The organism is Pseudomonas peradeniyensis (genome assembly GCF_014268935.2).
Taxonomy (GTDB): Bacteria; Pseudomonadota; Gammaproteobacteria; order Pseudomonadales; family Pseudomonadaceae; genus Aquipseudomonas; species Aquipseudomonas peradeniyensis.
Genome location: NZ_JABWRJ020000003.1, coordinates 312758 through 324123, shown reverse-complemented (window position 1 = coordinate 324123; position 11366 = coordinate 312758). Strand labels below are relative to the sequence as shown.

Below are 11366 nucleotides of genomic sequence, written 5' to 3'. Positions count from 1 at the left end.
CTTATCGGCCACCACACGCAAAGGAATAGCCCTGATGAAAGCCTTGTTGTGCAAAGCCCTGGGCCCGGCGCGGGACCTGGTCCTGGAAGAGGTCGCCAGCCCCGCGCCGAAGAAGAACGAGATCCTCCTCGACGTGCACGCCGCCGGGGTCAATTTCCCCGACACCCTGATCATCGAGGGCAAGTACCAGTTCCAGCCGCCGCTGCCGTTTGCCCCGGGTGGCGAGGCGGCCGGCGTGGTGGCCGCGGTCGGCGAGAAGGCCGGCGCGTTCAAGGTCGGCGACCGGGTCATGGCCCTGACCGGCTGGGGCGCCTTCGCCGAGCAGGTGGCGGTGCCGTTCTACAACGTGCTGCCGATCCCGGCGGGCATGGACTTCACCACCGCCGCCGCGTTCGGCATGACCTACGGCACCTCGATGCACGCCCTGACCCAGCGCGGTCAGCTCAAGGCCGGCGAAACCCTGCTGGTGCTCGGCGCCTCGGGCGGCGTGGGGCTGGCGGCGGTGGAGATCGGCAAGGCCCTGGGCGCGCGGGTGATCGCCGCGGCCAGCAGCGCCGAGAAACTGGCGATCGCCCAGGCGGCCGGGGCCGACGAACTGATCGACTACAGCCAGGCCAGCCTCAAGGACGAGATCAAGCGCCTGACCGGCGGCCAGGGCGTGGACGTGATCTACGACCCGGTCGGCGGCGCGCTGTTCGACCAGGCCGTGCGCGGGCTGGCGTGGAACGGGCGGTTGCTGGTGGTGGGCTTTGCCAGCGGCACGATCCCGCAACTGCCGGTGAACCTGACCCTGCTCAAGGGCGCGGCGGTGCTCGGGGTGTTCTGGGGCGCCTTCGCCCAGCGCCAGCCGGAAGACAACGCGGCCAACTTCCGCCAGCTGTTCGCCTGGCACGCCGAAGGCAAGTTGAAGCCGCTGGTGTCGCAGACCTTTGCACTGGCCGAGGGTGGCGCGGCAATCGAGCGCCTGGCGCAGCGCCTGGCGGTGGGCAAGCTGGTGGTGACGATCCCGCGCTGACCGCTCTGGCCTCATCGCCGGCAAGCCGGCTCCCACAGTTTTGCGCCGTTTTCATGGGAGCCGGCTTGCCGGCGACAGGGCCGACCCTGCAGTTCTTCTATCCATATTCCTAAACGGTAGTTCATAAACTTTTTCTAAACGAATAGGGTATATCGACCGGACCACCGGACCAGCAAACGTCTGTCGCCATCAGCTGAAGCGACGCTTTCAACTTTGTGAGGTTAGGAATGGTCAGGATCACAATCACCCCAGTGCATAACGCCAGGGCATTGAGTGCAGCCAAGGAGCGGTACTGATGTCCAGCCAACCAACTACCCGATTCCACAGCGATCTCGACAGCTCGCCGCTGCTGCTGCCGGCCACGGTGTTGCGCAACGACGAAGAGGCCCTGCAAGCCGCCCGCGAACTGGCCGAGGTGGCCCGCCAGCAGGCCGCCAAGCGTGACCAGCAGCGCAAGCTGCCCTGGGCCGAGATCGAACAGTTCACCCGCAGCGGCCTGGGCAGCATCAGCGTGCCCAAGGCCTTCGGCGGCCCCGAGGTGTCCTTCGCCACCATCGCCGAAGTGTTCCGCCTGATCAGTGCCGCCGACCCGGCGCTGGGGCAGATTCCGCAGAACCAGTTCGGCATCCTCCAACTGGTCCGCCTGACCGCCACCCAGGCCCAGCAGGAACTGATCTTCCGCTCGGTGCTCGACGGCTGGCGCATCGGCAATGCCGGCCCCGAGCGCGGGACCAAGGACACCCTGACGCTCAAGGCGCGCCTTACCCGTGATGGCGACGGCTATCGCATCAGCGGCGAGAAGTTCTATTCCACCGGCGCCTTGTATGCCCACTGGGTGGCGGTCAAGGCGCTGGACGACGATGGCCGCCAGCGCCTGGCATTCGTCCGCCGCGGTAGCCCGGGGCTGCGCATCGTCGACGACTGGTCCGGCTTCGGCCAGCGCACCACCGCCAGCGGCACCGTGCTGCTCGACCAGGTGCCGGTGGACGCCGACCTGGTGGTGGACAACTGGCGCCTGCGTGAGGAGCCGAGCATCCAGGGCGCCGCCTCGCAGCTGATCCAGGCGGCGATCGACGCCGGCATCGCCGAAGCAGCCATCGAGGACACGATCCAGTTCGTTCGGGAGAAGTCCCGGCCGTGGATCGAGGCCAAGGTCGAACGCAACAGCGACGATCCCTATGTGATCGCCGACATCGGTCGCCTGAAGCTCGAGCTGCACGCCGCCGAGGCCCTGCTGCGCAAGGCCGCCAAGGTGCTCGACGAGGTGAACGCCGGGGTGATCGATGCCGCCGCCGCGGCCCGTGCCTCGATTGCCGTGGCCGAAGCCAAGGTGCTTACCACCGAGATCTCGCTGCAGGCCAGCGAGAAACTGTTCGAGCTGGCCGGCAGCCGCGCCAGCCTGGCCGAGTTCAACCTCGACCGGCACTGGCGCAACGCCCGGGTCCACACCCTGCACGACCCGGTGCGCTGGAAGTACCACGCCGTCGGCGCCTACCACCTCAACGGCACCCTGCCTGCCCGCCATTCCTGGATCTGATATCGGCCCATAGCGGGGCAAGCCCGCTCCCACACATGCCTGTGGGGGCGGGCGTGCTCCGCGATGGGACTGGAGAGCACAATGACTGCATCCATCATCACCACCGACGCCCAGGCCCTGGCCGTCGCCGACGAACTCGCCCAACACCTGCGCCAGGACAGCGCCCTGCGCGACCGCGAGCGCCGCCTGCCCCATGCCGAACTCGAACGCTTCGTGCAGTCCGGCCTGTGGGGCATCAGCGTGCCCAAGGCCTTCGGCGGCGCCGGGGTGTCCAACGTCACCCTGGCCAAGGTCATCGCCCGCATTGCCCAGGCCGACGCCTCGCTCGGGCAGATCCCGCAGAACCACTTCTACGCCCTGGAAGTGCTGCGGGTGAACGGCAGCCCCGAGCAGCAGCGCCGCCTCTACGCCGAGGTCCTCGCTGGCCGGCGCTTCGGCAACGCCCTGGCCGAGCTCGGCACCAGGAACGCCCACGAACGCACCACCCGCCTGAGCCGCGACGGCGACCACTACCGCATCGACGGCCGCAAGTTCTATTGCACCGGCGCGATCTACGCCCAGCGCATCCCGACCCTGGTGATCGACGAGCAGGACGTGTCGCACCTGGCCTTCGTGCCCGCCGACAGCCAGGGCATCGAGGTGATCGACGACTGGAGCGGCTTCGGCCAACGCACTACCGGCAGCGGTTCGGTGGTGTTCAACCACGTGGCGGTCCGCGCCGAAGACGTGGTGCCGTTCCAGAGCGCCTTCGAGCGCCCGACCACGGTCGGCCCGCTGGCGCAGATCCTCCATGCCGCCATCGACACCGGCATCGCCCGCGCCGCCTACGAGGATGCCCTGCACTTCGTGCGCACCCGCAGCCGGCCATGGATCGACTCCGGCCTCGACAAGGCCAGCGACGACCCGCTGACCCTGAAGAGCTTCGGCCACCTGGCGATCCGCCTGCATGCCACCGAGGCGCTGCTCGAGCGCGCCGGAGAGATCCTCGACATCGCCCAGGCCGACAGCAACGCCGAGACCCTGGCCGCCGCCTCCATCGCCGTGGCCGAGGCCCGGGCGATCAGCACCGAGATCTCCCTGGCCGCCGGCACCACGCTGTTCGAGCTGGCCGGCAGCCAGGCCACCCTGGCCGAGCACAACCTCGACCGCCACTGGCGCAACGCCCGGGTGCACACCCTGCACGACCCGGTGCGCTGGAAGTACCACGCCATCGGCAACTACTACCTCAACGACGAGAAGCCGCCGCGCCGGGGGACCATCTGATGGCGAAGCAGATCCTGCTCAATGCCTTCAACATGAACTGCATCGGGCACATCAACCACGGCCTGTGGACCCACCCGCGGGACACCTCCACGCGCTACAAGACCCTCGAGTACTGGACCGACCTGGCCCGCCTGCTCGAGCGCGGGCTGTTCGACGGGCTATTCATCGCCGATATCGTCGGCACCTACGACGTCTATGGCCAGTCGGTCGACGTGACGCTCAAGGAGTCGATCCAGCTGCCGGTCAACGACCCGCTGCTGCTGGTCTCGGCCATGGCGGCGGTGACCAGGCACCTGGGCTTCGGCCTCACCGCCAACCTGACCTACGAGGCGCCCTACCTGTTCGCCCGGCGCCTTTCCACCCTCGACCACCTGAGCAATGGCCGGGTCGGCTGGAACATCGTCACCGGCTACCTCGACAGCGCCGCCCGGGCCATGGGCCTGGAGCAGCAACCCGAGCACGACCGCCGCTACGACCAGGCCGACGAGTACCTGCAGGTGCTGTACAAGCTGCTCGAAGGCAGCTGGGCCGACGATGCCGTGGTCGCCGACCGCGAGCAGCGGGTCTATGCCCGCCCCGACAGGGTGCGCAAGGTCGAGCACCACGGCGAGTTCTACAAGGTCGAGGGCTACCACCTGTGCGAGCCTTCGCCGCAGCGCACGCCGGTGCTGTTCCAGGCCGGCAGCTCACCACGCGGGCTGGCCTTCGCCGGCAACCATGCCGAGTGCGTGTTCATCAGCGGCCAGGACAAGGCCGCCACCCGCGCCCAGGTCGACAAGGTGCGCGCCGCGGCCAAGGCGGCCGGACGCGACCCACAGGCGGTCAAGGTGTTCATGGGCATCACCGTGATCGTCGCGCCGACCGAGGCACAGGCACAGGCCAAGCACGCCGAGTACCTGCGCTACGCCAGCGCCGAGGCCGGGGTCGCGCACTTTGCCAGTTCCACCGGTATCGACTTCTCGCGCTACGAACTGGACGAGCCCATCGGCTTCGCCAAGGGCAACGCCATCCAGTCCGCCACCCGCCAGTTGCAGGAAAGCGCCTGGACCCGCCGCCGCCTGCTCGAGCAGCACGCCCTGGGCGGTCGCTACGTGACCCTGGTTGGCGACGCCGAGCAGGTGGCCGAGCAGCTAATTGCCTGGATCGACGAGACCGGCCTGGACGGTTTCAACCTGACCCGCACCGTCACCCCGGAAAGCTACGAGGACTTCATCGAACTGGTGGTCCCCGCCCTGCAACGCCGCGGTCGCTACAAGACCGCCTACGCCGAGGGCACCCTGCGCGAGAAGCTGTTTGCCAGCAGCGAGCCGCGCCTGCCCGCCGGACACCCCGGAGCCCGCTACCGCAACACCCCCGAACCTGCCCCGACTGGAGCCCTGCACCATGCTTGAGAAACTGTTCCGGCCCGTCGCGGCCATTGCCTTGGGTCTCGGCCTGTCCGCCGCCGCCTTGGCCGCCGAACCGCTGAAGATCGGCACCACCGCCGCCTTCGCCATCCCCCTGGAGGCGGCGGTGGAGGAGGCCCAAAAACAAGGCCTGGAAGTAAAGCTGATCGAGTTCAGCGACTGGATCGCGCCCAACGTCAGCCTCAACAGCGGCGATATCGACGTGAACTACTTCCAGCACATCCCGTTCCTGGAAAACGCCAAGGCCGCCGCCGGCTTCGACCTGGTGCCCTACGCACCGGGGATCATCAACAACGTCGGCCTGTACTCGAAGAAGTACAAAAGCTTCGCCGAGCTGCCCGAGGGCGCCAGCGTGGCCATCGCCAACGACCCGATCAACAGTGGCCGTGGCCTGCAATTGCTGGCCAAGGCCGGGCTGATCACCCTCAAGCCGGGCGTGGGCTACAAGGCCACCGAGGACGACATCGTCGCCAACCCGAAGAAGATCCGGATTCTCCAGGTCGAAGCCGTGCAACTGGTACGCGCCTATGACGACGCCGACCTGGTCCAGGGCTATCCGGCCTACATCCGCCTGGCCAACAGCTTCGACGCCACCTCGGCGCTGCTGTTCGACGGCCTGGAGAACAAGGAGTACGTGATCCAGTTCGTCATCCGCCCGCAGGAGAAGAACGACCCGCGCCTGGCCAAGTTCGTCGATATCTACCAACACTCGCCGGCCGTGCGCGCCGCCCTGGACAAGGCCCATGGCAAGCTCTACCAGGCCGGCTGGGAAGGCTGACATGGCCCAGGCCAGCGCCCTCAGGGCGCCCGTCCCGCCCGCCGAACCGTTCAAGGCCGAGGAAACCGCCCTGCGCCCGGAAGTGAACCAGGCGCATATCCGTTTCATCGGCCTGGGCAAGACCTATCCGGGCCAGGGCCAGCCGGCACTGCAAGGCATCGACCTGAACATCCGCCGGGGCGAGATCTTCGGCATCATCGGCCGCAGCGGCGCCGGCAAGTCCTCGCTGCTGCGCACCATCAACCGCCTGGAGCAACCCAGCCAGGGCCGGGTGCTGATCGACCAGGTGGATATCGCGCCGTTCGACGAGGACCGCCTGGTGGCCTTGCGCCGGCGCATCGGCATGATCTTCCAGCACTTCAACCTGATGTCGGCCAAGACCGTGTGGCAGAACGTCGAGCTGCCGCTGAAGGTGGCCGGGGTGGCCAAGGCCGAGCGCCAGCGCAAGGTGCGCGAGCTGCTGGAGCTGGTTGGCCTGGCGGAAAAGCATCAGGTCTACCCGGCGCAACTGTCCGGCGGGCAGAAGCAGCGCGTCGGCATCGCCCGGGCGCTGGTGCATGACCCCGAGATCCTGCTGTGCGACGAGGCCACCTCGGCGCTGGACCCGGAAACCACCGCCTCGATCCTCGAACTGCTGCGCGACATCAACCGGCGCCTGGGCCTGACCGTGGTGCTGATCACCCACGAGATGGCGGTGATCCGCGACATCTGCCAGCGCGTGGTGGTGCTCGAACGTGGCGAGATCGTCGAGCAGGGCGAGGTCTGGCAGGTGTTCGGCGCGCCGCGCCACGACATCACCCGCACCCTGCTCGCACCGCTGCAGACCAAGCTGCCGGCAGCCTTGCAGGCCAGCTTGCGCGCCCAGCCGGTGAGCCGCGACGCGGCCGTGGTGCTCAGGCTCGACCTGGTCGGCGAGCCGGAGCTGAGCACCCTGTTCAACGACCTTGGCGGGCGCGTGCGGCTGCTCCAGGGCGGCGTCGAGACCATCGGCGAGCAGGCCCTGGGGCAGTTGATCCTGTCCGTGCGCGGCTCGTCATTGGACACCCACCAATTGCTCGAACGCGCCCGCCGCTGGGCCGCAGATGTGGAGGTACTCGGCCATGTGGATTGATCGCCTGCTGCAAGGCCTGCTCGACACCCTGCTGATGGTCGGCGTGTCCTCGCTGGTCGCGCTGCTCGTCGGGGTGCCGATGGCGGTGCTGCTGGTCACCAGCGACAAGGGCGGGATCTTCGAGGCCCCGGCGCTGAACCGGGTGCTGGGCGCCATCGTCAACCTGTTCCGCTCGATCCCGTTCCTGATCCTGATGGTCGCGCTGATCCCCTTCACCCGCCTGGTGGTCGGCACCACCTATGGCGTGTGGGCGGCCGTGGTGCCGCTGACCATCGCCGCCACGCCGTTCTTCGCACGGATCGCCGAGGTCAGCCTGCGCGAGGTCGACCACGGCCTGATCGAAGCCGCCCAGGCCATGGGCTGCCGGCGCTGGCACATCGTCTGGCACGTACTGTTGCCCGAGGCCCTGCCAGGGATCGTCGGCGGCTTCACCATCACCCTGGTGACGCTGATCAACTCATCGGCCATGGCCGGGGCGATCGGCGCCGGTGGCCTGGGGGATATCGCTTATCGGTACGGATACCAACGCTTCGACAGCCAGATCATGCTGACCGTGATCGTGATGCTGGTGGCATTGGTGGCGCTGATCCAGCTGGGCGGGGACCGTTTGGCCAAGGGTTTGAACAAACGTTGACGACAGGCCGCCGCCTCACAGTCAAAACTGACTCAAAGCTTGGTTCTGGCTGTGAGGCTCCTGAACACGACAAGAACGAAATTATAATTTCGTTTCCCCACAGAAACATCATCCAACATATGAAAACTAAATAATGGTTTAGTTTTTCTTGAAACCTGACGGTTGTGCGACATAATCGAAGCTATTCTTTCGCTTCAGTCAGGTCGCGTTCGCATGAACGGTCTCACACAGATCCGCACCCCTGCCGAGCTGGGAAACACGGTAAGAAACATCCGAAAAAGCCAGAACATCACCCAGACCGATCTCGCGCTGATCGTCGGCAAGAGTCATGTCCTGCTCAGGGACATCGAGCAGGGCAAAGGCAGCGTTTCTCTCGCCAGCGTCCTGCAAGTACTACAGGAGCTCGGCATACGGCTCTACGTGGATACACCTGACCGATGAGAATGCTCGAGGTCCTCATAAACGCCGATCACGTCGCCACGCTACGCGACGATGGAGGTGTCTGGAGCCTTTCGTACACATCGGGGTGGCGCTCCAGCACAACGGGGTATGACCTTTCTCCCGCGCTTCCCAGAGCCCGCGAGACGATTGTCGACAGCTCCTCCTATCGCCCGGTCCAGTGGTTCTTCGACAACCTTCTGCCAGAAGAGCACGCCAGGTCCCTGCTGGCCAACGACGCCAGAATCGAATTCGCCGATGCCTTTGGCCTGCTCGGATACTATGGGTCGGAGTCAGCCGGTGCGATCACGCTGCTGGAGGACCTGGCGCAAGACCAGCCCGATGGGCTCAGGCCGCTCACCGATGCTCGACTGAGTGAACGCATTCGTAACCTGCCGCATAGCGCACTGACCACGGGAGCACCGAAACGCATGTCGCTGGCCGGCGCGCAGCACAAGCTGCCAGTCGTGATAGTAGGCAATGCCCTGTTCGAGCCCGAAGGCAGCACGCCGTCAACCCACATCCTCAAGCCCGATCACCCGCTACGCGAGCTGTACGATGCGACCGCCATCAACGAATGGTTCGTGATGCGTCTGGCCCGGGTAATGAACCTCGCAGTACCTGACGTGTCATTTCGGCGCGTACCGGAAGCCGTCTACCTGATCGAGCGCTTTGATCGCATGCGTCACGGCGAACGGCTCGAACGCATACATGTACTGGATGCGTGCCAGCTCCTGGCGTTGGACAAGAGCTTCAAATACCACCAGGCGACACCGGAAACACTACTGAAAATCCTGGGTCTGGTGCGCAATGTCGCACAGACCCGCATGCAATTGTTTCGCTGGCTGGTATTCAACATCCTGGTGGGGAACAACGATGCACACCTGAAGAACCTGTCGTTCTTCATGCATCCGGACGCTTGCTACCTGGCTCCGCACTACGATCTGCTGTGCACCGCTGTGTATGGTGACTCGGCCGCCCCCTGGCTGGACGCGGAACTGGTGTGGAAACCCGATGGAGTCCGCACCCACGGCGAGGTCACCAGGGACAGCGTGTTGAGTCTTGGTGAAGCCATCGGCGTACGTGGAGCACTCGGGCAAAGGATCATCGATGAGCTTGTACCGGGCACCGAGACCCAGGCCAAGGCTTTGCTTGATCAGCATGTGGACGGCTTGAGCGCTGGTGAGAGCAGGCTCGTCAGGCGGATCGTGCATGGCGTGATCCACGACATGACGCAAAGGCTTCGTTACTGACGGACTCAGCCCCAGTGCAGCTCCGCCGCCGGCACCGGCCGCCCGAACCAGTAGCCCTGCCCCAGCTGGCATTGCTGCTCCAGCAGGAACCGCGCCTGCTCCGCCTGCTCGACCCCTTCGGCGTGCACCTGCATGCCCATGCTCCGCGCCAGGGCGATGATCACCCGCACGATGGCGATGTCGTCCTCGTCATGGGGCAGGCCCGCGACAAAACCCTGGTCGATCTTGAGCTTCTGCACGGGCATTCGCTTGAGCCGCAGCAATGACGAATACCCGGTGCCAAAGTCGTCGATGGCCAGTGTCACGCCCAGCTCGCGCAGGCGGTGAAGCTGCTCCAGGGCGACCTCAGGGTCTTCCATCACCGCGCTCTCGGTCACTTCGAGTTCGAGCTGCGCAGGGTCCAGCCCGGTGTCGTGCAATGCATCGGCCACCTGCCGGTACAGGTCGCGCTGGCTGAACAGGCGGCTGGAAATGTTCACCGCGACGAACGCCAACTGCCGCCCCTCGGTCTGCCACTGCACCATCTGCCGGCAGGCCTGGTGCAGCACCCAGGCGTCGATCTCGGCGATCAGTCCGGTGCGTTCGGCGATGGGGATGAACTCCCCGGGCGGGACCAGGCCGCGCTGCGGATGCTGCCAGCGCACCAGTGCCTCGACGCCGATCATCCGGGCGGTGAACAGGTCGTGCACCGGCTGGAAGAACACCCGCAGCTCCTGCTGCTCCAGCGCCCGGCGCAACTCGCCGGCGGTTTCGACCCGCTGCTGGGCATGGGCGGTGAGCTCCTCGGTGTACAGCGCATAGCAGGCTCGGCCGTTGCTCTTGGCCTTGAACAGCGCCGAGTCGGCGTTGCGCAGCAACTGCTCGGCGCTCAGCGCATCACTGGGGAACAGGCTGATGCCGATACTGACACTGATGAACAGGCGGTTGCCTTCGAAGCAGAACGGTTCCTTCAACCGCTCGATGATCGATTGCGCCAGCTTGCCGGCCAGGCCCACCTGCTGGCAGTTCTCGGCCAGCACACCGAACTCGTCGCCGCCCAGCCGGGCCAGGGTCACGCCGCTGCCCAGCACCTCGCGCAGACGCTCGCCGACCAGCTTGAGCAACTGGTCGCCGATGGTGTGGCCGAGGCCGTCGTTGATGCTCTGGAAATGGTCGAGGTCGAGCAGCAGCAGGGCACAGCCGCGCTTGTTGGCCTGGGCCGCGGCCATGGCCTGCATGGCGCGGTCATTGAACAGCAGGCGGTTGGGCAGGCCGGTCAGCGGGTCGTGATGGACCAGATAGGCCAGTTCTTCCTCGGTGTGCTTGATCGCGCTGATGTCGCTGAAAACCGCGACGTAATGGCTGAGCGCACCGCTGTCATCGCGAATGGCGCAGATCGTCTGCCATTGCGGGTAGATCTCCCCGCTTTTCCGACGGTTCCAGATCTCCCCGCTCCACTCGCCCTGCTCCGCCAGGGCGGCGTAGATCTGCTGGTAGAACGGCGCGCCATGCCGACCGGACTTGAACTTGCTCGGGCGCTGGCCGATGACTTCTTCCTGCTGGTAACCGGTGATGCGCATGAAGGCCCGGTTGACGTGCACGATCAGGCCATTGCGGTCAGTCACCAAGACACCTTCCAAGGTGCTGTCGAACACCGCCGCGGCCATGCGCAGGCGCTCGCGGTCTTCACTGCGCAGGCGGGCGCCGATGCCGATGAAGTTCAGCAGGCGGGCGCGGGAAACGAAGATCAGCAAGGCGCTGAGCAGCACCCAGACCACCACGTTGATCTGCCGGCCCACGGTCAGCGCCAGCGGGTCGTCGGTCATGCCACGCAGAACCAGCTCGGACAGTACCAGCCAGAGGATCGAAAGCACCATGTAGAGCCCGGCCATGCGCAAGGCGTCGCGAACGGAAACAGACATGTCGGGTGGAGGAGCCCATGAAAAAGGAAG

The 11366-nt window shown here is 66.1% G+C and carries 10 protein-coding genes; 9 read left to right on the top strand and 1 reads right to left on the bottom strand.

Features of this window, described 5'->3' with window-relative positions:
* Window positions 1-34 precede the first annotated feature (34 nt).
* From HU751_RS16355 to HU751_RS16315, 9 genes are all read left to right on the top strand, one after another.
* Entirely contained in the window at window positions 35-1015 is a 981-nt protein-coding gene (locus HU751_RS16355) for an NADPH:quinone oxidoreductase family protein (RefSeq protein WP_186731841.1), read from the top strand.
* Between the two features lie 295 nt (window positions 1016-1310).
* A complete protein-coding gene (locus tag HU751_RS16350; RefSeq protein WP_186731842.1) occupies window positions 1311-2552 on the top strand; it encodes an SfnB family sulfur acquisition oxidoreductase in 1242 nt (413 codons plus the stop codon).
* Between the two features lie 81 nt (window positions 2553-2633).
* Window positions 2634-3815 (top strand): SfnB family sulfur acquisition oxidoreductase, encoded by a 1182-nt coding sequence (locus HU751_RS16345; RefSeq protein WP_186731843.1) that lies wholly within the window; start codon window positions 2634-2636, stop codon window positions 3813-3815.
* Entirely contained in the window at window positions 3815-5206 is a 1392-nt protein-coding gene (locus HU751_RS16340; protein ID WP_186712126.1) for an LLM class flavin-dependent oxidoreductase, read from the top strand. The genes HU751_RS16345 and HU751_RS16340 overlap by 1 nt, the downstream gene beginning before the upstream one ends.
* Window positions 5199-5999 (top strand): MetQ/NlpA family ABC transporter substrate-binding protein, encoded by an 801-nt coding sequence (locus tag HU751_RS16335; protein WP_186731844.1) that lies wholly within the window; start codon window positions 5199-5201, stop codon window positions 5997-5999. The genes HU751_RS16340 and HU751_RS16335 overlap by 8 nt, the downstream gene beginning before the upstream one ends.
* Window position 6000: 1 nt before the next feature.
* Window positions 6001-7110, top strand: coding sequence for a methionine ABC transporter ATP-binding protein (locus tag HU751_RS16330; protein ID WP_186731845.1), 1110 nt, complete (start codon window positions 6001-6003; stop codon window positions 7108-7110).
* Window positions 7100-7744 carry a methionine ABC transporter permease gene (locus HU751_RS16325; RefSeq protein WP_186731846.1) on the top strand — a complete coding sequence of 215 codons (645 nt, stop codon included), beginning with the start codon at window positions 7100-7102 and terminating at the stop codon, window positions 7742-7744. Before HU751_RS16330 ends, HU751_RS16325 begins: the two co-directional genes overlap by 11 nt.
* 213 nt (window positions 7745-7957) lie before the next feature.
* Window positions 7958-8185 carry a helix-turn-helix domain-containing protein gene (locus HU751_RS16320; RefSeq protein ID WP_050703310.1) on the top strand — a complete coding sequence of 76 codons (228 nt, stop codon included), beginning with the start codon at window positions 7958-7960 and terminating at the stop codon, window positions 8183-8185.
* A gap of 2 nt (window positions 8186-8187) precedes the next feature.
* Complete coding sequence (locus HU751_RS16315) at window positions 8188-9435, top strand: HipA domain-containing protein (RefSeq protein WP_202892788.1); 1248 nt, start codon at window positions 8188-8190, stop codon at window positions 9433-9435.
* A 5-nt stretch (window positions 9436-9440) separates the two neighbouring features.
* Here HU751_RS16315 and dibA read toward each other — a convergent pair whose 3' ends face one another.
* Complete coding sequence (gene dibA, locus HU751_RS16310) at window positions 9441-11336, bottom strand: phosphodiesterase DibA (protein WP_186731848.1); 1896 nt, start codon at window positions 11334-11336, stop codon at window positions 9441-9443.
* Window positions 11337-11366: the final 30 nt, after the last annotated feature.

Excerpts from the sequence above, each read along its gene's own strand:
- HU751_RS16355 (WP_186731841.1), top strand. The coding sequence starts at position 35 with ATGAAAGCCTTGTTGTGCAAAGCCCTGGGCCCGGCGCGGGACCTGGTC.
- HU751_RS16350 (WP_186731842.1), top strand. The coding sequence starts at position 1,311 with ATGTCCAGCCAACCAACTACCCGATTCCACAGCGATCTCGACAGCTCG.
- HU751_RS16345 (WP_186731843.1), top strand. The coding sequence starts at position 2,634 with ATGACTGCATCCATCATCACCACCGACGCCCAGGCCCTGGCCGTCGCC.
- HU751_RS16340 (WP_186712126.1), top strand. The coding sequence starts at position 3,815 with ATGGCGAAGCAGATCCTGCTCAATGCCTTCAACATGAACTGCATCGGG.
- HU751_RS16335 (WP_186731844.1), top strand. The coding sequence starts at position 5,199 with ATGCTTGAGAAACTGTTCCGGCCCGTCGCGGCCATTGCCTTGGGTCTC.
- HU751_RS16330 (WP_186731845.1), top strand. The coding sequence starts at position 6,001 with ATGGCCCAGGCCAGCGCCCTCAGGGCGCCCGTCCCGCCCGCCGAACCG.
- HU751_RS16325 (WP_186731846.1), top strand. The coding sequence starts at position 7,100 with ATGTGGATTGATCGCCTGCTGCAAGGCCTGCTCGACACCCTGCTGATG.
- HU751_RS16320 (WP_050703310.1), top strand. The coding sequence starts at position 7,958 with ATGAACGGTCTCACACAGATCCGCACCCCTGCCGAGCTGGGAAACACG.
- HU751_RS16315 (WP_202892788.1), top strand. The coding sequence starts at position 8,188 with ATGCTCGAGGTCCTCATAAACGCCGATCACGTCGCCACGCTACGCGAC.
- dibA (WP_186731848.1), bottom strand. The coding sequence starts at position 11,336 with ATGTCTGTTTCCGTTCGCGACGCCTTGCGCATGGCCGGGCTCTACATG.